This is a genomic window from Pedobacter sp. NO84 (assembly GCF_059703915.1).
Window position 1 is genome coordinate 3,616,212 of the sequence record NZ_AP046575.1, and the last position, 24,987, is coordinate 3,641,198.

Below are 24,987 nucleotides of genomic sequence, written 5' to 3' on the forward strand. Positions count from 1 at the left end.
GTTGAAGGTTGAAATGTTTGAGGTTAAAATGTTTCCATCTTCCATCTCACATCGGCCATCTTCCATCCAAAATGGGTATGTTCTCAGCCTGTATTTGCGTTTTTTACAAAACAAGGCACCCCTTATTGATGATACAAATGTAAACTAAAAGGATTGATAATAAAAAATGATTTTCTTAATTAAAACTCTACGCTCTATGCCCTACGCCCCGCGCTCAGAAAGGCATCTATTGCATCAACAACATTTTGAAATCGATTTTCTATCCCTCCCACCACTACATACGTTGCATCCAAGGCTTTCAATTCTTTATGCCAAACTGCCATAAAATGTTCACGCATGTGCGGAAAATCTCTGAGGGGATCTTCTTGCCAAGGTAAATCGATATCCAATAGAACATAGAAATCATAAGGATGGGAAACTAAGGCATCCAACACAAGCTGTGGAGTTTCTCCAAGCATTTCATCGCTCCAAATTTTAACGGTTAAGAAAGTCGTATCACAAATAATGAAACCCGCATCGGCTGTAGCCAGAATGGAATCTTCTAGTGCCACTTGGCCATGAAACATGTTTATCTCATCTTGTAAAGTACAATCTCCAGTTAGTGCAGCACAATAATAGCGGGCAAATTCTGGCACCCAGGGCACGTTATAATGCTTTGCCAACTGTTGTGATAGGGTTGATTTACCAGTACTCTCTGGCCCAACTATCGCTATTTTTTTAATGTGTTTGTTCACGGTAGATTTTTCTCCAGTCTAAGTATCCGATAGTAGCAATTATAATATAAATAGCATACATAATTCCTGTTGCATAAAGTCCTTTTGAAAAATAGACACTCACATAAATGATGTCAACAACTATCCATATCAGCCAGTTTTGTAAAACTTTTCTCGCCAAGAATACCTGGGCAACTACACTACATGCCGTACAAAAGCTGTCTATAAAGGGGAAGGATGCATCTGTTTTTTTAAATAATGTAAAACCTAGACCGAGCGTAAATACCACTACCGCAATAAAGGAAACAATGATTTCATTTTTTGTAATATTTACAACGGGTGTGTCTTTAATTTTCTTATCTTTTTGGCTTGCCCAATAGTACCAACCGTATACATTCATTACCAAAAAATAAATTTGGAGACCCGCATCAGAATATAGTTTTCCTTCAAAGAAAATGAACACATAGATAATTACGCTAATACACGCAATTGGCCAATTCCAAATGTTATTTTTAGCTGCTAACCAAACACAAAGCAATCCAGTAATTACACCAGCCCACTCTAAAGGTGTTGTAGCCTTAAAAAATTGAACCACATTGTCTGTAAAGGCATTCGCAAGTAATAGCATGTTTCAAAAATAGGAAATAGTATTGATTACTTAGTGGTGCGCAACACGTAGGGCTCGCATCGGTGAAATCTTTCCAATCTGTGTAATCAGCACAAAAAAAATCCGATAGGGAACAACCCCTACCGGATAATAAACCAAACAAACTATTTATGAAGAATATCCTCAACATATTGCCGAGGAAGCTTTAGATCTATTTTGTATTCGGCACCGAACTAAAATTAACTGCCGCTCTCACACTCACATCCGTAGTTAAACTACTTCTTAACACGTATTCCATTCTTATTCTCAAATTGCTTCCTTTGATATAATCATCTAGAAAACGCGAATTGTCTACATCTAGTACAAGATTGCTGCCAATATTTTCTGAAATATCATTTCGTGACGCTATCATGACTTCTGCACCGCTTCCATTTACCAAAAAGACCTTTATAGACCTGAACACGCCTAGATTTTGGTTACTTGGATTACTCGCGTCCAATCTTACAGAGGCCGCACGTACTTCCTTAATATAATCAGTTCCTGTTTGATTTCCGAAGATCTGATCAAAACTACTTGCTGTGCTTGTTGCTGATAAACTTGATCCCGCTTGTCCGCTTGCTGGAATAATTAAACTTGCAGTATAGGGAAAGGTTGATTTAATAATAGACTGAACCGTAGCACACCAGTCATAATTACCGCAATTGTAACAATTAGAAGAGATATCTTTTTCATATAGAATAAACAAATAGAATTAATTGTGGTTTTGATAATCGTGTATTTAATTTTAGACACATTGTTCTATTTTGCGACTCCTTTCTATCAAAGGGCAATATTCCTTCAAACAATCCCGTTAAATCTATGTTAGTTTCTGATGTGCGCAGGGCGATAAGCTCGCAATGCCCACAATCCAAATCCTTAATAACCATTCATGAAAAAAATTTACATCTAGTAATTATAAGTTGAACTAAAAATCAATATCATGAAAAGACGTAGTTTAAGTTTTTTAGCCGTTGCAGGTTTATCTATTGGATTGCTTGCGTTCGGATCAATTAAAGAAGGTGGAATACAAGGAAAGGTTATCCCTGCTGAAGGCGCCAAAGAAGTAGTGGCGGTTGCAGGTACTGACACTCTAAGAAGCCAAATTAGTAACGGGGTTTTTGTGTTTGCTAAGGTCAAAAAAGGAACGTATACCATTTGGGTAAAAGCAAATGCACCATATAGGGATGCTTCGGTCGAAAATGTAGCAGTTACTGATAGCGCAACTACTGACATCGGAGAAATCAAATTACAGCAATAATTTAAAGTTGTGTGTTAAAATAAAAGAGGGTTTAGGCCCTCTTTTTTCTTGCAATAAATTTTAAAAAAATAAAGCTAATCTCTGTTCAAAAACCTATCTTTGCATCCCGACAGCGCTTTGGGAATCTTCATTCATAGCACCGAATCTCCCGGCTATCCGTCATTTTTTTGACATATACTTTAGACTTTTTTAAAAACCCACAATGCCTAAAGACACTTCCATACGTTCAGTACTTATTATCGGATCCGGACCTATTATTATTGGACAAGCTTGCGAATTTGATTACGCAGGCTCTCAAGCAGCACTTTCTTTAAAAGAAGAAGGAATTGCTGTGTCGATTATCAATTCTAATCCTGCAACTATCATGACCGATAAAGTAATCGGCGACCATGTTTATTTGCTCCCTTTAACCTTAGAATCGATAGAGCAGATTTTAACTGAACATGCAAATTCATCCACTCTACCTACAATTGATGCCGTATTACCCACAATGGGTGGCCAAACCGCATTAAATTTGTGTGTTGATGCAGAAGAGCGTGGGATATGGAAAGCGCACAATGTGAAAATCATTGGAGTTGATGTTGCGGCTATTGAAAAAACAGAAAATAGAGAATCCTTCCGCCAATTAATGGTAGATATCGGAGTTGGTGTTGCCCCGTCTAAAATTGCCAATTCATTTTTAGAAGGTAAAGAAGCTGCACAAACCATCGGTTATCCTCTGGTAATCCGCCCCTCGTACACATTGGGCGGCTCGGGCGGAGGGTTTGTACATAGAAAAGAGGATTTTGACGCAGCACTAAAACGCGGATTAGAAGCCTCGCCTACACACGAGGTACTCGTAGAACAAGCGGTTTTGGGATGGAAAGAATATGAGTTAGAACTGTTAAGAGATAGCAATGATAACGTGATTATCATTTGCTCTATCGAAAATTTCGACCCAATGGGGATCCATACCGGAGACTCGATAACTGTTGCTCCGGCAATGACCCTGTCTGATCGTTGCTATCAGGAAATGCGCAACCAGGCCATCAAAATGATGAGGGCCATCGGTAATTTTGCAGGTGGATGTAATGTGCAGTTCTCTGTTAATCCAGATAATGACGATATTATCGCTATCGAAATCAATCCTCGTGTTTCGCGCTCCTCGGCATTGGCCAGTAAAGCAACAGGTTATCCTATTGCTAAAATAGCCGCTAAATTGGCAATTGGCTATAATCTAGATGAAATTGAAAATCAGATTACCAAAACAACTTCTGCCTATTTCGAACCTACTTTAGATTATGTAATCGTTAAAATTCCACGTTGGAACTTTGATAAGTTTAAAGGTGCAAATACAGAACTGGGCCTTCAAATGAAATCGGTAGGTGAAGTAATGGCAATTGGCCGGAGCTTTATTGAAGCTCTTCAGAAAGCTTGCCAGAGCTTAGAAATTGGTAGAGCCGGCTTAGGAGCCGATGGTCGTCAGAAACGAAACATCGAGGAAATTATGCACGGCCTTGAACATCCAAGCTGGAACCGTTTGTTCCTGATCAAAGATGCGATGAGCATGGGGGTACCTCTAGAATCAATTCGTAAAGTAACTAAAATCGATAAATGGTTCTTGTCTCAAATCCAAGAACTCGTAAACCTTGAGGTAGAACTAAAAAGATATTCCCTAAACAACATTCCCAAAGATTTTTTCTTCAATCTAAAACAGAGAGGGTTCTCAGATATCCAGATCGCTTGGGTTTTGGGCAACGTTACCGAAGATGATGTATATAACAGACGTAAAGACCTTGGCATAAAAAGGGTGTATAAAATGGTGGATACCTGCGCGGCCGAATTTGCGGCACAAACGCCGTATTTTTATTCCACATTTGAAGAATCTCCCATCCAAATCTCTTTGGTTGGCAATGAAATACTTTCGGATGGAGATGAGCTCGGAGCCAACGAATCCATTGTGTCGGACAAGAAAAAAGTGATTGTTTTAGGCTCTGGGCCAAATAGGATCGGGCAAGGTATCGAATTCGATTACTCGTGCGTACACGGTTTACTGGCAGCTAAAGAAAGTGGTTTCGAAGCTATTATGATCAATTGTAATCCTGAAACGGTTTCAACCGATTTTAACATGGCTGATAAATTATATTTCGAGCCTGTATTTTGGGAACATGTACGTGAAATTATCGAACTAGAAAATCCGATAGGAGTAATTGTACAGTTAGGGGGCCAAACGGCACTTAAAATGGCCGAAAAACTCCATGAAAATAATATAAGGATCATCGGAACATCTTACAATGATATGGATGTTGCAGAAGATCGTGGTCGTTTCTCGGATCTTTTAAAAGAGCTTGGCATTCCTTACCCTAGGTATGGAGTTGCCGAAAATGCAGAAGAAGCAATTGTAGTAGCAAATCAAGTAGGTTATCCGGTTTTGGTAAGACCGAGTTATGTGCTCGGCGGACAAGGGATGAGTATTGTTATCAATGATGAAGACCTAGAGAAGGCGGTGGTTAAATTGTTGGGCGACCTGCCTGGTAACCGAGTGCTGATTGATCACTTTTTGGATAGGGCCGAAGAAACCGAATCCGATTCGATTAGCGATGGCACAGATTGCCACATAGTGGGATTGATGGAACACATAGAACCTGCGGGGATCCATTCGGGAGATTCGTTCGCTGTATTGCCACCCTTTAGTTTATCGGAAGCAGTGATCAACGATATGGAGGTGTACTCGAAGAAGATCGCAAAGGCATTAAATGTGATCGGACTACTTAACATACAGTTTGCAGTTAAAGATGATAAAGTATACGTAATTGAGGCCAATCCGAGGGCTTCTAGAACCGTTCCTTTCATTGCCAAAGCCTATGATGTACCCTATATAAACATCGCAGCAAGAATTATGTTGGGCGTAAATAAACTTAAAGATTTCACGATCATTCGTAAACTCGAAGGATTTGCTATTAAAGAACCTGTTTTTTCTTTTAATAAATTCCCTGAGGTAAACAAGGAATTAGGTCCCGAAATGAAATCTACAGGCGAAGCGATCCGTTTTATCAAAGATTTAGAAGATCCTTACTTCAGAAAATTAGTTAAGGATAAATCGATGTACTTGTCTAAGTAGGGCATAGTGCGTAGAGCATAGGGCATGGGGTGTTGAGCTATCAAAACCAAACCGAAAACTTGCCGGCAAAGATTTTTTGTACTCGTCCGCGTTTGAAACGCGGATGCATGAAAACTGCGATTGTATCGCATTTCGATCATCTCTCTGCACCTTGCAATCCTTAATAGCTGCACAGACCTAACTCTTCTAAACCCGATCGAAGTGGACACGCAGTAAAACGAAGAGCGGGGCCAACATTGCCATGGAATGCCATGTATGCTTTACCAAAAATTTGCTTGGGGCTTTAATTTACTGTTTAGTCCAAATTCTAGTATTCAAATCCAATTCCCGCACAATGTCATGCATAAAATGCAGTACTGAAAGGTCATTGTCCAACAGATCAGGACGTAACAGGGTTTTGAATACAGGCGGTTCGAAATAATTTTGATCAAGCGGAAAAGCGATGTACAGGCTCGAGTTAATAAATGATAGCGAAACGCAATAAGCAGAACGATTATTGAGGTCGCTAATCTTCTCCATCATGGCAGGGGTTAGAATATATTGCGCCTCTACTTGATCGGTGCTGTACGTAACAAAGTTTTTCATAAAATATTCGTTCTCAAGGTCGATTACATTTTTATCGCCAAACGAATAGACATGCTTTGAAAACCAGGCACCTATACTACTGCCCACATCTTTGGGGCGCACAACGGTTACTCCATTAAAATTCTTGTTGAAGTCTGCAGCAAAAATAATTCCTTTAAAGATGTCATGCCAGGTAACCTGCCTGCCATTTTTGGTCTGGATTTCCGTTTTATATTCGGCATGGACCTCAGCGAAATAAAAAGCGGTTTTCTCAGTCTTACCGGTAATCAGATCCTCTGTGGCGTATCGATCAGGCTCGGTAGTAAATAACTGCGAATTTCTGAACTCGTCCTCCCTAATTCCTTTAAGGGGCTGGATCATCAAGCTTTGATCGATATGGCTTAGTGCTGCTCCCACCACTTCTTGCTTAAAACGTGATTTATAGTCTTTAACCGTATCGCTAATGCGGAACAATATAATTACACCTGGAACAGCGATTATAAATCCTATAATGGCAATGAGAGCTTGACTTAAAATACAACCTATAGCAAAACAGGTAATGCCCAATATAACTGCGCCCCAGCCTTGAACCTTACTTGAGGCAATTTTTTTTCGTTCAATCTCTAGTTCGGAAAGTACGCTCTCTACCGCCGAACTGACGCTGAAAGTATTAGCCATTACGAATTGAAGAGTTCTTTAGCACTAATGTTTTTACGTTCTTCTTCGGCGGTGGCCAAAACTGCAATGGTTTGATAGCCTAACATGCCTGCAAACATATTGCCTGGAAACATCATTACTGCATTGTTATAATTGGTTACAGAGGCATTATAGTTTCTCCTGGCGGCCGCAATCTGTTCTTCACTTTCTGTCCATGTACTTTGTAGATTAATAAAGTTTTGGTTGGCCTTTAAATCGGGATAATTTTCTACGCTTACCATTAACCCCTTTACAGCGCTTCCGATCTGTTGATCTAAGGCCAGCTTATCGCCCTCGCTTACATCTCCAGATAAGGCCTTGCCTCTGAGATTAGTGATTTTTGTTAACGTATCCCCCTCATATTGCATGTACTGTTTTACGGTCTCTACCAGATTTGGAAGGAGATCAAACCGTTTCTTAAGCATTACATCTATTGCAGAGAATGCATTTGCAACTTGGTTCTTTTTACTAATTAATGAGTTATAAATACCTATCCCGAAGATGAGGACAAGAATGGCGATAATAGCTACAATGATCATTTTGGTTGGATTTAAGAGTGAGTTAAATATATAGAAAGTTTTGCGTTATGCATATTTGATGCAAAGTCTAACCAAACGTTACAATTGTCTTTAGGGATAAATCAATCACAGACGCTCGTTGATTGCTCTTGCTGCAAAAAAAACCCTGCTCCGGAGAGAGCAGGGTTCAAATCAATCAATATTAAAAAGGAGAACCTTCTTAATTTTCCAAAATTACAACTCCTTTTGCTTCAAACACAATTTCTTTTTTTGGTTCTGTTATTTTGGAAATCTCTTCAGGAGATTTTTTAGCATCTTCTGCAATATGTTTTAGGTCTTCGACAGATGTTATTGTTCTTTCGGCAAAACCATCTATAACTACTTTTTTACCAGCTAAATCTTTAGGCATAAAGAATGCATAATCTTTAAAACTCACACGGATGGTTTTGCCGTCTGGAGCTTCTAAATTCATAAAACAACCTTTTTTCTGGCAAACCAATGTTACAAGTCCAGTAACTTTCATATCTTTCTTGGTACTTTCTCCCAGTTTCGCATCCACTTGGGCGGTAGTAATTACGTCACCCTTCTTTACGCCTTCACCAAAAGATTTTCCTTCAAAAGATGTAGCGTCCTGTGCAAAAGCAAGGGAAGTGAACATACCGAGGGTAAGAATTAAAATAATTTTTTTCATGCTTATAGTTATTATGTTGTGTATCACGCTACTAATTACACAAAAGTATCTAAAATCTTTTAAGAAAGGAATGTTTAATGAGATTTTAATATAAAAAAACCTCACTACTTATTAGTAGTGAGGCCAATCATCCCTATTGTTTTTGTTATTACCCTTTAGGACAAGAACACTTAACAGAAGACAATAAGCCAACCATTTTTATCATATAGACCTTAATCGTATTTATATCACTGAAATACAATGTGTTATGGATTTTAAATTAAAAATTATTGAAAGTGTGCCATACAATGTACGGGGAACTATCACCCCGTATCGGGGATTTATTTCATCAATTTGGGGAAATTGTCATTTATGTTTATTATCCAAACAGTAATGAAAATACTTCCTCTATTTTACTCACCGTAACGATCTGTATTTTATACTTGTCGCGGATAAGGCCTTTTAGGTTATAATTAGAAATAAAAATTTTTTCAAAGCCCAATTTTTCCGCTTCAGAAATACGTTGTTCAACCCGATTAACAGCTCTGATCTCCCCAGAAAGACCAACTTCTGCAGCGAAGCAGGTTTTGGATGAAATAAAAATATCCTCATGGGAAGAGATAATGGCCGCCATTATGGATAAGTCTATAGCGGGATCTTCAACCTTTATTCCGCCAGCAATATTTAAAAAAACATCTTTTGCGCTCAATCTAAATCCGCATCTCTTTTCGAGTACCGCAAGTAGCATGTTCATACGTTTGGTATCAAAGCCTGTTGCAGAGCGTTGTGGCGTGCCATAAGCCGAAACGCTAACTAAGGCCTGGGTTTCGATTAGCATTGGCCTTGCCCCTTCTAATGTAGCCCCAATGGTGATGCCGCTTAATTCTTCATCTCTTTGGGACAATAGAATTTCGGATGGATTGGAAACCTCTCTCAATCCTGTGCTTTGCATAGCATATATACCGAGTTCTGCTGCTGCACCGAATCTATTTTTGATCGATCGTAAGATGCGATAAACGTGATGTCGATCTCCTTCAAATTGAAGAACCGTATCAACCATGTGTTCTAAAATCTTTGGCCCGGCAATGGCCCCATCTTTCGTAATATGTCCAATCAAAAATACAGGAGTGGCTGTTTCTTTCGCGAAGCGAAGTAATTCTGCAGTGCACTCCCTTACTTGAGAAACGCTGCCTGGGATAGATTCGATGTGGGCCGAATGTAACGTTTGGATCGAATCTACAATAACTAAATCGGGCGCTAATTGCTCAATCTGCTTAAATATGTTTTGCGTAGAAGTTTCCGTTAAAATATAGCAATCTCCCCTTGGTTTGGTGGTGATGCGTTCGGCACGCATTTTAATCTGCTGCTCACTTTCTTCGCCAGAAACATACAATACTTTTTTCCCTACAATAGTTAAGGCAAGCTGCAACATCAGGGTTGATTTGCCGATACCTGGTTCTCCACCAATCAGGATTACTGACCCAGCGATTAGTCCGCCACCTAAAACCCTATCCAGCTCCAAATCACCCGTTGACGTTCGTTCTTCTGTTGCACTTAGGATTTCTTCTACTTTGCTGGGTTTGCTGAGCTTTGATGTACCCGAACCTGATTTCCATGTGGGGACATTCTGGGCGCCCTTATCAATAATTTCCTCAACAAATGTATTCCACTCATTACAGGACGGACACTTGCCTAGCCATTTGGCCGATTCGTACCCACAACTCTGACAGAAATATGCTGATCTTGTTTTCGCCATTAAATGATTTCACTGATTAAAAATGATTACACAGATAAATGAAAACAGTCTATTTTTCAATTCATCTTGGGCACTCCATGCTCTTTCGCAGGAGTTGAGAGACAAATTTAAATCTATTTAGAGTGAAAATCGCATTAAGTTTTAAACAAAACCAGTGTGTGAGATTGACAAACTCAATTGCCCTGAAAATCTAAACTCAAGTATCAAATGCCTTTGCTTCTATATGAGCACTAATTTTTGATACGAAGATTGACAAAGTCAAGAGTGAAAAAAAAGCCTGGATTCTATTTGAACCAGGCTTTCTGCTTTAGTCTTTAAGCTTTCTATTATAACTTAATCTCTTCATCCTTTGACGAGAGAAAATGAAATTCTGTAAGATTATAAGAAGAAATTGATCTTACTTTAATGCGTTGACCAAACTTTAGGAACCATTTCCATTTAAGGGAGAATAATCCCTTATTGATGAAAGCTTCGATGTAAGGATGTACACAAAGCGTAATGTTCTTCTCGTTTTGTTCCTGTAAAATATAAGTAAGATTACTTTCAATATCATCCATAAGTACGATACTGGCTTTGATCTCTCCGGTCCCATCGCAGGTAGGGCATTTCTCTACCGTAACGATATTCATCTCTGGTCTTACCCTTTGTCGGGTTATTTGAACCAGACCAAATTTGCTTGGAGGTAAAATAGTGTGTTTGGCCCTGTCCAATAACATCAATTCACGTAGGTAATCGAACAGCATTTTTCGATTGGCAGGTTTGTGCATGTCGATAAAATCGATTACCACAATACCGCCCATATCCCTTAGCCTTAATTGACGCGCTATCTCCTTTGCAGCCTCTTTATTTACCTGTAAGGCATTTTCTTCCTGATTTTCTTTGCTGGCAGTTCTATTACCACTGTTTACATCAATTACATGCAGCGCTTCAGTATGTTCAACAACAAGATAGGCTCCTCCAGCAAGGTTAACCGTTCGGCCAAAACCATTTTTTATTTGTTTTTCTACGCCAAAGTGTTCAAATATGGGCTCTTTATGCTTATAATGTTTAACGATTTTCTCCATTTCAGGTGAAATTTCGTGCACATAAGAACGAATATCTTCAAACAGATTTGCATCGTTTACATAAACATTTGCAAAATCGGCACTTAAAATATCTCTGATTAGGGTAGAAGTACGATCCATCTCTCCCCAAACTCTTTTTGATGGCTCTGCATCGGGCAACTTTTTTATAAAGTTTTCCCATTTGGATACAGAATCCAATAAATCTTTTTGTAATTCGGCAACGCCTTTACCTTCAGAAACCGTTCTAATGATTACCCCAAAATTTTTGGGTTTAATACTTTCAATAATCTTCTTTAAACGATTACGTTCGGTATTGCTTTTAATCTTTTTTGAGATGGATATCACATTAGAGAACGGGACTAAAACAATATATCTTCCTGCAATTGAAAGATCAGAGCTTAGTCGTGGTCCTTTGGTAGAAATGGGTTCTTTAGCAATTTGAACTGGTAGGATCAAATTTTTGCTGACAATCTCTGAGATCTTACCAGCTTTATTGATATCGATCTCTAATTTAAAATTATCTAATAAAGTTCCATTTACTGTACCATTACGCTTAATTTTTGTGAGCTTTATTAAAGATTGTACTTGAGGGCCTAAGTCGAAATAATGCAAAAAAGCATCTTTTTCATAACCAACATCAACAAAAGCTGCATTTAGGCCAGGCATAATTTTCTTTATGCGACCTAAATAAATATCGCCAACGGCGTAGTTATTGTTGATGTGTTCTTTATGAAGCTCTACAAGATATTTGTCTTCAATTAAAGCTATGGTTACCCCCGTAGGAGTCGAATCGATTATTAATTCCTTTACCAAAAGCTATAGATTTTAAGGCAATTTAATGCCCTATTACACATGGACTAAAAAACATGGAATCCAAAAATAAACACCTGATTAATCTGGTATTTATTTCTGGCAAATACACAAATAGGGGAATCCTATTTTTTCTTGTGTCTGTTTTTTCTTAAACGTTTTTTACGTTTGTGAGTAGCCATTTTATGTCTTTTTCTTTTTTTACCGCTTGGCATAATTTTAAGTTTTTAATGTTTTTATTAATCTGTTAATTAACGTTTATTCTTTAACTCAGTCACCTTCTTATCAATAAAAGTTGATAAAGTTGGGTTGGCTGCTAATTTTTTGCTATTTAAATAAGCGTCTATTGCTTCATTGTTCTTACCTAGATTTTCATAAGCCGTGGCTAAATAAAAATAGGCATCTGGCGTAGCTTTAATGTTTTTCACAATATTTTCAAAGCGTACAATGGCTTTATCAAACTGGCCAGACTTAATGGCGAACATTCCTAAATTCATGTTTGCCTTTAAATTCTTAGGATCATTTTTCACTACCTCCATTAACATCGCAATGCCCTGCATAGGAGCACCCATTCCGTTAACTATGGTAATGCCCAGGCCTGTTTTAGCCTCATTGTTATTTTGGTCTAGCTTTAATGCGTTTGTAAAAGCTAAATTAGCTTTCTGAAGCATAGCAGACTGGACCAAACTATCCTGGGTGCCATCGAAGGCCTTTAAAAAACGGCCTCCCGTAGTAAGCCAATTCTTTAAAGTAGGCTCATTTTTGGCAACAAGCTCATAGTACATCGCACTTGGAGCGAGCTGTTCAACATCATTCCACTTTTCTGCCAACTGTTTTGCAACAATGGGTTTCTCTGCATCATCAGCATTTTGATAAGCACTCTCTAAAGTGGTAATTTCTTTAGCGGTGAAAGTACTTATCGTACTCTTAGCAGTGGTTGAAACTTCTTCTATTGTAATGGTAGGCTGATCGTTGGCTGCCTCTTGGCTAATTGCCGTTTGTTTGGCCCCATCCTTAGGCTTTACTAAGCCTTTCACGTCTCTACTAAACAAAAATCCAACAAGCAATACAATTGCAAAAATAAGAATGGCTTGTTTTGAACGGATAGTGTTTAACATGATGATTAAGCTTCTGCCTTAACTTTTTTAGAGTTGTTCTTTACTTTATCAACAAACACTTTTGCTGGTTTAAAGCTAGGAACAAAATGTTCTGGAATAATGATCGCAGTGTTTTTAGAAATATTTCTAGCAGTTTTTTGTGCTCTCTTTTTTACCACGAAACTGCCAAAGCCTCTAACGTATACATTCTCTCCGCCGATCATACTGTTCTTGATTACCTTGAAAAATGCCTCAACTGTTTCCTGTACGTCTACTTTTTCAATTCCGGTTTTTGTTGATATTTCTGAAATAATATCTGCCTTAGTCATATTTTTCTATTTATTAAGTTATTGTTGTTAAATATTATAACTGTTTTGGGGTTGCAAAAGTATTGCTTTTTAATGAGATAGGAAAATAAAAGATCATTTATTTATAATCAAATCTATCATGTAAACGCAAGTTTTGCCAAAATGATATTATTTGATTGTATTTTTGGCCTAATGAACTTCCAAAATGAACTGATAAAATGGTATAAAATTAATAAGAGGGAGCTCCCATGGCGTAATACTACAGATGCGTATGTAATTTGGTTGTCGGAAATTATACTTCAACAAACAAGGGTAGATCAAGGCCTTCCGTATTTCAATAAGTTCCTAGAAAATTTCCCTACGGTCAAATCCTTTGCTGATGCCACAGAAAATCAGGTGCTTAAGCTTTGGCAGGGATTAGGGTATTATTCAAGAGCGAGAAACATGCTTCATACTGCAAAGCAAGTTCTGGAATTACATGATGGTATTTTCCCCGTTGCATATGATCAATTGCTTAATCTTAAAGGCGTTGGAGATTATACCGCGGCGGCGATCTCATCCTTCTCTAATAACGAAAATAAAGCCGTAGTAGATGGAAATGTCTTTCGGGTTTTAGCAAGGTATTTTGGAATAGAAGAGCCCATTAATTCTTCAAAGGGAAAAAATATATTTACCGCCCTGGCTCAACATCTGATCGATGATCAGCCTGCTGCACTCTATAACCAGGCCATTATGGAGTTTGGGGCGCTGCAGTGTAAGCCAAAAGCCCCCTTGTGTGCCACCTGTCCATTACAACTAGACTGCGTTGCCTTTAGAACGCACAAAGTGGATGTTTTGCCCATTAAACTGAAGAAGATAAAAGTAAGAGAGCGCTGGTTCAATTACTTTGTTTGCAATATTGATGAGCACATTTTAATCAAGCAGCGCCAAGCTGGCGATGTTTGGCAACAGCTATATGATTTTCCCTTGATTGAAACATCAGAATCCCCCGATGTTAACAGCACTAATTTTACATCCCAGATAAAACAGATGTTTGGAGAAGCGGTAAAAATTAAACAAATTTCTTATAAAAAGCATTTATTAAGCCACCAAATTATATATGTGCAATTTTTTGCTTTAGACAATTATATGATTAACTTTAGTTTACATAACGATATTAAATTGGTTCCTATGGCTGAATTTAAGGAATTACCTCACCCAAAAGTAATCGAGAATTTTATCGAAATGTATTTATAAAACCAACCAAATTGCTATTGATATGTCCGGGATTAACAAAGTTATTTTAGTTGGGCATTTGGGTAAAGACCCAGAAGTTCGACATTTAGAAGGTGGTGTAACCGTAGCTAGCTTTCCATTAGCCACTTCAGAAACTTACAACAAAGATGGTAAGCGGGTAGAACAAACAGAATGGCATAATATAGTGCTATGGAGGGGTTTGGCCGAAGTAGCTTCTAAATACTTACAAAAAGGGAAACTGGTTTATATAGAAGGCAAATTACGAACCCGTTCTTTTGAGGATAAAGAAAAGATCAAAAAATATGTAACCGAAGTGGTTGCCGAAAATTTCACTATGTTGGGCAGAAAAAGTGATTTCGAAAATACCCCAGTAAGTAGTGGAACCCCTAAAAGTGAAGACGATTTTGTGAGCCCAGTTGATGCAACCGGTGATTTGCCGTTCTAGCACTCATCGGATGACTTAAGTCATCCGATGAGTATCCTTAAAGTCATCCGATGAGTAAGCTATTCTACCGTTACGGACTTCGCCAAATTCCTGGGTTGATCTACGTTACAGCCCCTTAAAACTGCAATATGATAGGATAGCAATTGAAGCGGTATAGTTGCCAATAATGGAAGAAATGCTTCGCTAGAATCTGGGATTTCAATACAATAGTCCGCTATCTTCCGCACCTCAACATCACCTTCGGTAACAATAGCGATTACAACACCTTTCCTGGCTTTTACTTCTTGGATATTACTGATCACTTTTTCGTAAGATGAATTTTTGGTAGCAATTACAACTACTGGCATTTCTTCATCAATCAATGCAATAGGACCATGCTTCATTTCTGCAGCCGGGTAACCTTCTGCATGGATATAAGAAATCTCTTTCAGCTTTAAAGCTCCTTCTAATGCCACAGGAAAACCACTACCCCTTCCTAAAAACAAGCAGTTTCTAGAATCCTTAAATTTTTCTGATATGGATTTAACAATATCGTTTGATTGTAATGCGATAGAAATCTTATCAGGAATACAGTCTAATTCTGTTAACAGCTCTACAAGTTTAGAATTAGTAATTGTACCTCTTTGTTGGGCCATGTAAAACGCCATCAATGTTAGTACAGTAACCTGCGCTGTAAAAGCTTTGGTTGATGCTACTCCAATTTCAGGTCCGGCGTGGGTATACACTCCCGCATGCGTAATTCGAGGAATGGAAGCGCCTACAACATTACAAATACCAAAAATAGTAGCGCCCTTTTCTTTGGCCATTTCCAGTGCAGCCATCGTATCGGCAGTTTCGCCAGATTGTGAGATTGCAATAACCACATCCTTTTCTGTAATGATCGGATTTCTATACCTAAATTCCGACGCGTATTCTACTTCAACAGGGATACGTGCATATTCTTCAATCAGGTACTCGCCCACTAAGCCAGCATGCCATGACGTGCCACAAGCTACAATAATGATGCGATCAATGTTCTTTAGCTTATCAGCAAACTCTTTTATCCCGCCTAGCTGTACTTTTCCTTCTTCGGGATAGATACGGCCCCTCATACAGTCTCTAATCGAACGCGGTTGCTCATAAATTTCTTTGAGCATAAAATGATCATAGCCACCTTTTTCGAGCATTTCTAATTTAAGCTCTAATTCGTGTATGTAAGGTGTCTGTTCTACATTATCCAATCTTTTGATTAGGAGCTCATCACGTTGTAAGTGCGCAATCTCGTTGTCGTTCAAATAAATTACGTTCTTTGTATACTCAATAATTGGCGTAGCGTCTGAAGCAATAAAATATTCGCCTTGCCCTACACCAATAACCATCGGACTTCCTTTTCGTGCGGCAATAAGCTCATTGGGGTTATCCTGGTCCATAATCACGATAGCATAAGCACCATTTACTTCATTAAGGGCTAGCCTCACCGCTTCAAGCAAATCCGTATGTTCATTTTTATAGATCTCTTCTATCAAATGGATCAGCACCTCTGTGTCGGTGTCGCTGTTAAATGTATGGCCTCTTGTTACCAATTCTTCCTTAAGAGTTGCATAGTTTTCGATAATCCCATTGTGGATAATACTCAACCTACCATTATTTGAAGTGTGAGGATGGGAATTACGGTCTGAAGGCACACCGTGCGTTGCCCATCTGGTGTGGCCCATGCCAATGGTTCCGGCCAAGTTTTTTCCCTGGGCGTAATCTTCTAATTCCTGGACTTTTCCGGCTTTTTTATAAATATTTAGGTCATCCTGATCAATCAGTGCGATACCCGCACTGTCATAGCCACGATACTCTAATCTTTTTAGTCCCTTTATAACGATTGGCCAAGCCTCACGGAACCCAATATAACCTACAATTCCACACATATAATATTAATAAAAATCCCCCTAAAATAGTTAATTCACGGGGGATTCAATAAAATTTAAAAAGATTTTAGACTAATTTATTTTGGTATAATAAATATTCAGTTTAATGACGTTGTCTCCAGCGGCTGGTGTCTTTTTAAAGCTGCCAATTACAGATCTAGCCGCAGTACCTATCGAAGGATAGATATCGAACTCTGTTAATGGGGTTGGGGCTAAGAAAGTACCATAATCAAGTGTTTTTCCATCCAATAAATCTTGGATATAACTGGTTACTACAAAAGTATATTTTCTGGTTACGGCATTATAAAATCCTCCAAATACAGCTTCCCCAACAGCTCTATTGTCTCCATTTACGTACTGGGTACTTACGCTATTATCTGGTAAATTTTGTCTTCTTTCGGCAATGTCATACTTGTAAAGAGTAAGTCGAGGCGCAGCGCCATAAGGGATAAGGTCTGATCCTGCACTTAAATCAATTACCAATTCAGCCTTATTAATCACTATTTTGCCAACATTTGCGGCAAATTTGCTCAAATAGGGGAAGGTAATCTTATTTCTTACTCCAGCCATGGGCTGTAGATAGGTTACTGGGTACTGGAGAGTAGGGTTGCTTAGTTGCACCGCAACAGGTGTACCGGTATAATCATGCTTAATGGTAGCCGCCGTAGGGCCACTACTCGAAGCAATCGGAAAATTTTCTTGTAGTGTATCAATTAAGCTAGTGGTAGCATTAGTTCTTTTATAATAGATAACCAAACCAGAATAAACATTAGCGAAGTCAAAAAATGCTATGCCACCATTCCCTGTCGAGCCTGTTTTGTTAATCTGAACATGTAAGCCATTAAAATAACGGGTAAAAACTGGATTGCTTTTTAAGTTATCGGTATTAGTGTTGGCTATATTATTTTGTATAAATGTTTTGTCAAGTCTGATCCTTAATTGAGGTGTAACCGATCTAAGCGTATCTGCTTTTCCAGCTACAACATCAGTTACCTTATATCGCGTGGTTGGATAGATTTTACCAGTTTTAGTTCCTAGAAGAGCAGGAAAATAGGTGTAATTTCTATTGCTTGGAAATGAGGTTTCGCGACTTATGTTACCGTCTAGTTCATGCACTTCAACAGAATATGTTGCTGTGCTATCTCCATAAAATTGTCCTCCATAATTCAAAACAAGAACAGCCGAATCAATTACGGGAGTTCCGCCGAAATTATAACTGCTGTAGGGAAGAGAAACCGCTAATGCCAAACTCGACTCGGTTGTTCCAAAAATTGGATCTTTTAAAAAACCCAATGGATATCTTGCCGCTCCGATAGTTGATGTAATATCTTCTTGTATGGTACGTGAACCAACTGTTACCGTATCTACTAATGCACCTTGAATGGCACTTGTTGGATCTATTTGTAAACCTATTGTAGAAGTGTTTTCGCAAGAAGCGAAAAGAAAAAGACTTATCAACAGGGTCAATAAGTCTAGTTTTATAAATTTCATATTAAATATTAAAATAATGCGCTCTATTAAGCTACTGAAACCAATTCCTCATCAGAGATTTCTTCATAAAAGTTGAAGAAGTTCTCGTAATTTTCGGTTAAATTAAAGGCTAAAGTTGGCTTATTAGAATCTTTAACAAATTTTAACACATCATTATTTAGCTTTTCATCAGCTAAAACTACTGCATCTGAGTGAGTTATGGCGCCAATATGCAAGCTACTATTGTCTGCTTTGATAAATGCTTTGGTATCCTCTTCCGTCATGTTGTTCATTACTGCTTTTTTGTGCATGTCGGTATTTAAGGTCTCTGTAAAACAGTTCTCATAAACAGAGTAAACTACTTTGGCATTCTTAAAAGTCGGATCATTTTTATAGGTAGTTTTGATATAAGCCGGAACCAACGAAGTCATCCATCCATGACAGTGAACGATATCTGGTGCCCAACCTAATTTTTTAACTGTCTCTAATGCGCCCTTGCAAAAGAAGATAGTGCGCTCGTCATTATCTGCATAAAATTTGTTTTCTTTATCTCTGAAAACATATTTACGCTGAAAATAATCTTCATTATCTAAGAAATAGACCTGCATTCGAGCGGCAGGGATGGAGGCTACCTTAATAATCAAGGGGTTGTCATTATCATCAATAATAATGTTCATTCCCGATAATCGGATTACTTCGTGTAACCTGTTCCTTCTTTCGTTGATGTTACCAAACCTTGGCATTAAGATGCGGATTTCGAATCCTTTTTCTTGCATTGCCTGAGGCAGTTGACGGGTAATTTCTGAAATTTTAGTGAGTTCCAGGAAAGGCGACATCTCGTGTGTAACAATCAGTAGCTTCGTTTTTGCCATCTCCATATTGTATATTAAATTATGTTAATTTAAAGATTATCAAGGTGCAAAGGTACGTATAATATTAATATTTATCAATAACTTATGCAATAGGCTTTGTAAGTTTTAGATAAATGTTCAACTTTGGCCCTATAAAAACCAATTGATAATTTGGAAATCATACATACGATCTCAGCATTGCAATTGCTGATAGGCCCATTAAAAAAGGCAAAATCAGTTGTTGCACTAGTGCCTACAATGGGTGCGCTGCACAAGGGACACTTATCTCTCATTAAGCTTGCACAGCAAAAGGCCGATTGTGTAGTCTGTAGCATTTTTGTAAATCCAACCCAATTTACAGACCCCAAAGATCTAGAAAAATATCCCCGCCCATTAGCACACGATATTAAAATGTTAGAAGAAGCAGGTTGTGATGTAGTATTTATGCCCTCGGTTAAAGAAATGTACCCCTCATTTCCAGTTCCAGAAAACTGGCACATAGACTTGGGTCCGGCCGAATTCCTACTGGAAGGAGAATTTAGAAAAGGTCATTATCAAGGGGTAACCCAAATCGTAAAGAAACTTTTTGATGCGGTAAATCCGGATGTGGCTTTTTTTGGCCAAAAGGATTTCCAGCAGGTGCTGATGATAAAAAAGATGGTTAGCCATTTTAATCTTCCTGTCGAGATTATTTCTTGTCCGATTATACGAGAAGAAGATGGGTTGGCCATGAGTTCCAGAAACATCCATTTATCAGCAAAAGATAGGGCACATGCCCTAGTATTGAGCAGAGCGCTTCAAGAGGTTAAAGAAAACTACCATAAATTACCGGTAGCGGCATTGATTGCAGAGGCCAGTAAATTGATCCATCAAACTAACGGTGTAACGCTAGATTATTTTACCATCGCAGATGGGGCAACCCTTTTACCCATTGAAAATGACAACTCCGATTACCCGATTGCCTTAGTAGCGGCAAAGGTTGGCGAAACAAGGTTGATAGATAATATGTTGTTATAACTCATCTGATGACTTTAAGTCATCAGATGAGTAAATGTGTCGTTTACAAGCCATCTTTCCATTTTACATGATACATCTTCCATAATATGTCCTAACTTTGCGAAATGATTATCGAGATTTTAAAATCGAAAATACACCGTGTTAAAGTAACACAGGCAGAATTAAACTACGTGGGCAGCATAACTATAGATGAAGATTTATTGGATGCGGCCAATATTATACCTAACGAAAAGGTTCAGATTGTTAACAACAACAATGGTGAGCGTTTTGAAACCTATGCCATTAGAGGCGAACGAGGTACTGGGACTATTTGCCTTAATGGAGCAACCGCACGAAAAGTTCAGGTTGGTGATATTCTGATCATAATGTCTTACGGCTCATTGCCTGTAGAAGAGGCTAAAAAATACCAACCCATCCTCGTATTCCCAGACGATAATAATAAACTGCTGAAATAAACCCGTCTATGCATAGAGCTTGGCGCATGGCGTTTGGATGCACCCCCTCTTCATTACATCTAGTTATTGTGTTATCTGCTGCTCTTCGGCAGTTTAGACCATAAATCTATTTTTAGAAAACTAGATTTATGCTTCTGAAAGCTCCAAGCCCCCTGCCCTCTGCTTTCTAGGCAAAAATTTACTATGCAACCATAGTAATTTCGCAAAGAAATACTAAATTTGGAAAGTCTAACCTTATACAACTTATAATTATGCTTTTTCAATTAAGCGAAGAACAATTGATGATCCAACAGGCGGCTCGGGATTTTGCCCAAACCGAACTAAAGCCGGGTGTGATAGAACGGGATGAACATCAGAAATTTCCAACAGAACAGGTTAAAAAGCTTGGAGAATTAGGTTTTCTGGGAATGATGGTTGATCCTAAATATAACGGGAGCGGCATGGATTCTGTTTCTTATGTATTGGTAATGGAAGAACTCTCAAAGATTGATGCCTCATCGTCGGTAGTAGTTTCTGTAAATAATTCGCTGGTATGTTTTGGCCTTGAAGCGTTTGGTAATGAAGAGCAAAAAGAAAAATACTTGAAGCCCTTGGCATCGGGCGAGAAAATTGGCGCCTTTTGTTTGTCTGAGCCCGAGGCGGGATCTGATGCTACATCGCAACAAACAACAGCAGAAGATAAGGGCGATTATTATTTATTAAACGGCACTAAAAATTGGATCACCAATGGAAATACGGCAAGTACTTACATTGTTATTGCACAAACCGATAAAAAATTAAGACATAAAGGCATAAATGCTTTCATCGTAGAAAAGGGCATGGAAGGTTTTACCGTTGGTCCGAAAGAAAATAAACTGGGCATTAGGGGTTCGGATACACATTCTCTAATGTTTAACGACGTAAAAGTACCAAAGGAAAACCGCATTGGTGAAGATGGATTCGGTTTTAAATTTGCGATGAAAACCCTTGAAGGGGGCCGGATAGGCATTGCTGCTCAAGCATTGGGCATTGCTGCTGGCGCCTATGAATTGGCTTTAACCTATTCACAACAACGTAAATCTTTCGGGAAAGCCATTGCAGACCATCAAGCTATTGCTTTTAAATTAGCAGATATGGCAACGCAAATTGAGGCTGCGAGGCTATTGGTGTATAAAGCAGCATGGTTAAAAGACCAGGGCCTTCCCTACACCCTAGCGGGATCAATGGCCAAACTCTTTGCCAGCAAGATTGCCATGGAAGTAACCGTAGAGGCCGTTCAGATACACGGTGGGTATGGCTTTGTAAAAGAATACCACGTAGAAAGAATGATGAGGGACGCAAAAATAACCCAAATTTATGAAGGTACTTCGGAGATCCAGAAATTGGTGATCAGCAGAGGGATACTAGGTTAGAACGGAAGATGTAAGATGGAAGACGGAAATGTGATGGTGCAACATTTTCCATTTTACCTCTTCCATTTTACCCTACTTCTACTTCTTCTCTACCCCAAACAGCGAATCCAACACCATTTTAATTATCGCAACAGCAATTGCAAGAAGGGCGGCTGCCAAAAAACCTGATGTATTAAATCCATCCATCCAGCTATCTACAAGCAAAATCATCAGGATAGTAATGATAAAGGATATGAGTCCGAGCGTGAGCACATTTAAGGGAAACGTAAAAATCCTTAATATAAGACCCAATGTCGCATTAGCTAATGCAATAAGTACAGCAGCAATAATTGCACTTCCATAACCATCAACTGTAACACCGGGCACTATATATGCTCCAATAAGCATGGCAAAACCCATAAGCAAAATTTCGAATATTAATTTCATCTGTTTATATTTATTTTTTAATATTAAATGGAGTTAAATGATTAACGAGACGTGTAGCCCGCTTACTTACTTGATCAATGGGGTTCATTATAATATTTAATAAGATGTTCAAATTTACAAAGTTATTTTTAGCAATTGCATGTGTCTTTACATTAGCTTGTAGTACAACAGATGAGCAACCCTTGTCGATTGATTTTTCTACCGATGGCAAGACCTTAGTGATTTCAAATATCAATAGAGAAGGACTATTCCAGCTTAAAAAGAATCTTAAAACAGATACAACATACCAAAAACTGGTTAGTGTTTTACAAACCCCTGCCGAAGACGATTCAACAAGCATGGAAATAGAATGGCCTGGGAAACTGGACATGAAAGACGATCGGCTTATTTTTACACCAGATTCTGCTTTTAAAAAGGGCAAGTATTACCTTATCCAAACCATCATTAATGCCAAATTTGCTAAAGCCGAAGAGGTATTAAGGTCAGACGTAGGGCACCATGTTAAAATGCAACAGAAAATACTAAAGAAGGACTAGGATTTTTAGGATTACAGGATTTTAAGATCGGAGTGCTATGTTAAATCGTAGTAAAACAATAGAAGAAAGACTAGATTTAGGATTACAGGATTAGAGCGCATTAATGTCTTGGTCGATCCCTAGCCATCTTATTTCTTAATAGGCATTCTAAAATAATCCTATAATCTTTCAATCCTTTAAATCTTGGTAAGTTTTATAATCTTTATCCTTAAATCTTATTAATCCTAGTCTAGGTTTTTATTATTTATTTATTTTTAGTACATTTGCACTGTAATAGAGGAAGAAGAGGGGACAGAGTCCCCTTTTTTCTTTTGCAACAAATTAGGATATGCAGGTAGAAAAAAGAGTTATAGCACTCGTTGAAGAGAAGATAGCGGATAGGCCTGAACTGTTTTTAGTGGCTGTAAAATTATTGCCCACCAACAAATTGATTATTCATGTTGATGGAGATCAGGGCATAAGTATTCAAGATTGTGCAGCAATTAGCAGGCATGTAGGTTTTCATTTAGAAGAAGAAAACACGATAGAAAAAGCCTATAATCTAGAAGTTTCTTCTCCTGGAGTAGGTGAGCCTTTAGTGTTAAATCGCCAATATCATAAAAATATAGGCAGAGAACTGAGTGTTAAGCTGGCCGATGGCGAAAAAAAAGAAGGCATATTGTTAGCTGTTGATCAGAAAACTATTTTGCTGGAAGAAAAAGTTAAAGAAAAAGGAAAAAAAGCTCAATTAGTAGAAACCTCAATTGAGTTTAATAATATAGTAGAAACAAAGGTTTTAATTTCATTTAAATAGAAAAATGAGCAATATTAATTTAATCGATTCATTTCAAGAGTTTAAAGACTTCAAAAATATCGACCGCCCTACAGTAATTAGTGTACTGGAAGAGGTATTTCGCAGTATGTTGCGTAAAAAATATGGAACAGATGAAAACTGTGACGTAATTGTAAACCCAGATAACGGGGATTTGGAAATCTGGCGAACCAGAAAAGTAATGGAAGATGGTTTTTCGGAAGATGATGACCTAGAGATCGAGCTTGCCGAAGTGAAGCAGCTAGATGCTGATATGGAAGTTGGTGATGATTACATCGAACAGATTACGTTAGAAAGTTTTGGTCGCAGGGCGATTTTGGCCGCTCGTCAAACTCTAGTGTCTAAAGTTTTAGAATTAGAGAAAGATGAAATCTTTAAAAAATATAAAGATAGGGTTGGCGAGATCGTAACAGGAGAGGTGTATCAGGTTTGGAAAAAAGAAACCTTGGTTCTTGATGATGAGGGCAACGAACTAATGATGCCTAAAACCGAACAGATCCCGGCAGATTATTTCAAAAAAGGAGATTCGGTACGTGCGGTGATTTCAAAGGTAGATATGGTTAATGCCACACCAAAAATCATTATATCTCGTATTGCACCAGAGTTTTTACAGCGTTTGTTCGAAATTGAGGTTCCAGAGATTTTCGATGGTTTAATCACTATCAAGAAAATAGTTCGTGAACCTGGAGAACGTGCCAAAGTTGCTGTAGAGTCTTACGATGATAGAATTGATCCGGTTGGAGCTTGTGTTGGAATGAAAGGTTCTCGTATCCACGGGATCGTGAGAGAGCTAAAGAATGAAAATATTGATGTCATCAATTTCACCAATAACATTTCATTGTACATTCAACGTGCATTGAGCCCAGCAAAAATCACGTCTATTAAATTGGATGATACTACAAAACATGCATCGGTTTACTTAAAGCCTGATCAGGTTTCATTGGCAATTGGTAGAGGCGGACATAACATTAAATTGGCCGGTAAATTAACAGGTTATGAAATTGATGTTTACCGCGAAGCCGGAGAAGAAGATGAAGATGTGGATATCGAAGAGTTCTCGGATGAAATAGATAGCTGGATCATCGACGAGCTAAAAGCGATCGGCTGCGATACCGCGAAGAGTGTTTTGGCTTTATCGGTAGATGAATTGGTAAAACGTACCGATCTTGAAGAAGAAACCATTAAAGAGGTGATAGGTATTCTTCAATCGGAATTTGAATAACGTGTTATGCTTGAATAAATAAGAATAAA

General features: G+C 38.3%; 24 protein-coding genes. 10 read left to right on the forward strand and 14 right to left on the reverse strand.

Annotation, left to right across the window (positions count from 1 at the left end; translation table 11 throughout):
* Positions 1-194: 194 nt before the first annotated feature.
* From AC6H0V_RS16005 to AC6H0V_RS16015, 3 genes are all read right to left on the reverse strand, one after another.
* Positions 195-734, reverse strand: coding sequence for an AAA family ATPase (locus AC6H0V_RS16005; protein ID WP_497561204.1), 540 nt, complete (start codon positions 732-734; stop codon positions 195-197).
* A complete protein-coding gene (pnuC, locus tag AC6H0V_RS16010; RefSeq protein WP_497561205.1) occupies positions 718-1,341 on the reverse strand; it encodes a nicotinamide riboside transporter PnuC in 624 nt (207 codons plus the stop codon). The genes AC6H0V_RS16005 and pnuC overlap by 17 nt, the downstream gene beginning before the upstream one ends.
* Before the next feature lie 190 nt (positions 1,342-1,531).
* Complete coding sequence (locus AC6H0V_RS16015; protein WP_497561206.1) at positions 1,532-2,065, reverse strand: hypothetical protein; 534 nt, start codon at positions 2,063-2,065, stop codon at positions 1,532-1,534.
* A gap of 234 nt (positions 2,066-2,299) precedes the next feature.
* Here AC6H0V_RS16015 and AC6H0V_RS16020 point away from each other — a divergent pair, with 234 nt between their 5' ends.
* Positions 2,300-2,617, forward strand: coding sequence for a peptidase associated/transthyretin-like domain-containing protein (locus AC6H0V_RS16020; protein ID WP_497561207.1), 318 nt, complete (start codon positions 2,300-2,302; stop codon positions 2,615-2,617).
* 202 nt (positions 2,618-2,819) lie between these two features.
* Entirely contained in the window at positions 2,820-5,717 is a 2,898-nt protein-coding gene (carB, locus tag AC6H0V_RS16025) for a carbamoyl-phosphate synthase large subunit (RefSeq protein WP_497561208.1), read from the forward strand.
* A gap of 288 nt (positions 5,718-6,005) precedes the next feature.
* On the opposite strand, the gene AC6H0V_RS16030 is transcribed toward carB, so the two are convergent.
* The 7 genes from AC6H0V_RS16030 to AC6H0V_RS16060 all read right to left on the reverse strand — a co-directional run bounded on the left by AC6H0V_RS16030 (position 6,006) and on the right by AC6H0V_RS16060 (position 13,221).
* Entirely contained in the window at positions 6,006-6,959 is a 954-nt protein-coding gene (locus AC6H0V_RS16030) for a DUF3137 domain-containing protein (RefSeq protein WP_497561209.1), read from the reverse strand.
* Complete coding sequence (locus tag AC6H0V_RS16035; protein ID WP_497561210.1) at positions 6,959-7,516, reverse strand: LemA family protein; 558 nt, start codon at positions 7,514-7,516, stop codon at positions 6,959-6,961. The genes AC6H0V_RS16030 and AC6H0V_RS16035 overlap by 1 nt, the downstream gene beginning before the upstream one ends.
* A gap of 199 nt (positions 7,517-7,715) precedes the next feature.
* On the reverse strand, positions 7,716-8,186 hold the full coding sequence (locus tag AC6H0V_RS16040) for a DUF4920 domain-containing protein (protein WP_497561211.1): 471 nt from the start codon (positions 8,184-8,186) through the stop codon (positions 7,716-7,718).
* 358 nt (positions 8,187-8,544) lie between these two features.
* Complete coding sequence (gene radA, locus AC6H0V_RS16045) at positions 8,545-9,921, reverse strand: DNA repair protein RadA (RefSeq protein WP_497561212.1); 1,377 nt, start codon at positions 9,919-9,921, stop codon at positions 8,545-8,547.
* Positions 9,922-10,247: 326 nt separating this feature from the next.
* Positions 10,248-11,798 (reverse strand): Rne/Rng family ribonuclease, encoded by a 1,551-nt coding sequence (locus tag AC6H0V_RS16050; protein ID WP_497561213.1) that lies wholly within the window; start codon positions 11,796-11,798, stop codon positions 10,248-10,250.
* Between the two features lie 248 nt (positions 11,799-12,046).
* Positions 12,047-12,913 (reverse strand): tetratricopeptide repeat protein, encoded by an 867-nt coding sequence (locus AC6H0V_RS16055; RefSeq protein WP_497561214.1) that lies wholly within the window; start codon positions 12,911-12,913, stop codon positions 12,047-12,049.
* Between the two features lie 5 nt (positions 12,914-12,918).
* Positions 12,919-13,221, reverse strand: coding sequence for an HU family DNA-binding protein (locus AC6H0V_RS16060; RefSeq protein WP_055133196.1), 303 nt, complete (start codon positions 13,219-13,221; stop codon positions 12,919-12,921).
* Between the two features lie 141 nt (positions 13,222-13,362).
* On the opposite strand from AC6H0V_RS16060, the gene mutY reads away from it, so the two are divergent.
* On the forward strand, positions 13,363-14,436 hold the full coding sequence (mutY, locus tag AC6H0V_RS16065) for an A/G-specific adenine glycosylase (RefSeq protein WP_497561215.1): 1,074 nt from the start codon (positions 13,363-13,365) through the stop codon (positions 14,434-14,436).
* A gap of 22 nt (positions 14,437-14,458) precedes the next feature.
* Complete coding sequence (locus AC6H0V_RS16070; RefSeq protein WP_497561216.1) at positions 14,459-14,881, forward strand: single-stranded DNA-binding protein; 423 nt, start codon at positions 14,459-14,461, stop codon at positions 14,879-14,881.
* Between the two features lie 59 nt (positions 14,882-14,940).
* On the opposite strand, the gene glmS is transcribed toward AC6H0V_RS16070, so the two are convergent.
* From glmS to AC6H0V_RS16085, 3 genes are all read right to left on the reverse strand, one after another.
* Entirely contained in the window at positions 14,941-16,779 is a 1,839-nt protein-coding gene (glmS, locus tag AC6H0V_RS16075) for a glutamine--fructose-6-phosphate transaminase (isomerizing) (protein ID WP_497561217.1), read from the reverse strand.
* A gap of 72 nt (positions 16,780-16,851) precedes the next feature.
* On the reverse strand, positions 16,852-18,270 hold the full coding sequence (locus AC6H0V_RS16080; protein WP_497561218.1) for a DUF4270 domain-containing protein: 1,419 nt from the start codon (positions 18,268-18,270) through the stop codon (positions 16,852-16,854).
* 26 nt (positions 18,271-18,296) lie between these two features.
* A complete protein-coding gene (locus tag AC6H0V_RS16085) occupies positions 18,297-19,121 on the reverse strand; it encodes a glycogen/starch synthase (RefSeq protein WP_497561219.1) in 825 nt (274 codons plus the stop codon).
* A 150-nt stretch (positions 19,122-19,271) separates the two neighbouring features.
* On the opposite strand from AC6H0V_RS16085, the gene panC reads away from it, so the two are divergent.
* The 3 genes from panC to AC6H0V_RS16100 all read left to right on the forward strand — a co-directional run bounded on the left by panC (position 19,272) and on the right by AC6H0V_RS16100 (position 21,963).
* On the forward strand, positions 19,272-20,117 hold the full coding sequence (gene panC, locus AC6H0V_RS16090; protein ID WP_497561220.1) for a pantoate--beta-alanine ligase: 846 nt from the start codon (positions 19,272-19,274) through the stop codon (positions 20,115-20,117).
* A gap of 104 nt (positions 20,118-20,221) precedes the next feature.
* The gene (gene panD / locus AC6H0V_RS16095; protein WP_497561221.1) at positions 20,222-20,572 is read left to right on the forward strand and encodes an aspartate 1-decarboxylase; all 351 of its coding nucleotides are present in this window, start codon (positions 20,222-20,224) and stop codon (positions 20,570-20,572) included.
* A gap of 251 nt (positions 20,573-20,823) precedes the next feature.
* Complete coding sequence (locus AC6H0V_RS16100; RefSeq protein WP_497561222.1) at positions 20,824-21,963, forward strand: acyl-CoA dehydrogenase; 1,140 nt, start codon at positions 20,824-20,826, stop codon at positions 21,961-21,963.
* A 78-nt stretch (positions 21,964-22,041) separates the two neighbouring features.
* Here the strand turns inward: AC6H0V_RS16100 and AC6H0V_RS16105 are convergent, their stop codons facing one another.
* Positions 22,042-22,389, reverse strand: coding sequence for a phage holin family protein (locus tag AC6H0V_RS16105; protein WP_497561223.1), 348 nt, complete (start codon positions 22,387-22,389; stop codon positions 22,042-22,044).
* A gap of 104 nt (positions 22,390-22,493) precedes the next feature.
* Between AC6H0V_RS16105 and AC6H0V_RS16110 the strand changes: the two genes are divergently transcribed.
* The 3 genes from AC6H0V_RS16110 (at position 22,494) to nusA (ending at position 24,958) form a co-directional block, all read left to right on the forward strand.
* Positions 22,494-22,925, forward strand: a complete 432-nt coding sequence (locus AC6H0V_RS16110) for a hypothetical protein (protein ID WP_497561224.1) — start codon at positions 22,494-22,496, stop codon at positions 22,923-22,925.
* Positions 22,926-23,253: 328 nt separating this feature from the next.
* Positions 23,254-23,718, forward strand: coding sequence for a ribosome assembly cofactor RimP (gene rimP, locus AC6H0V_RS16115; RefSeq protein WP_497561225.1), 465 nt, complete (start codon positions 23,254-23,256; stop codon positions 23,716-23,718).
* A gap of 4 nt (positions 23,719-23,722) precedes the next feature.
* The gene (gene nusA, locus AC6H0V_RS16120; RefSeq protein ID WP_497561226.1) at positions 23,723-24,958 is read left to right on the forward strand and encodes a transcription termination factor NusA; all 1,236 of its coding nucleotides are present in this window, start codon (positions 23,723-23,725) and stop codon (positions 24,956-24,958) included.
* The last annotated feature ends 29 nt before the right edge of the window (positions 24,959-24,987 follow it).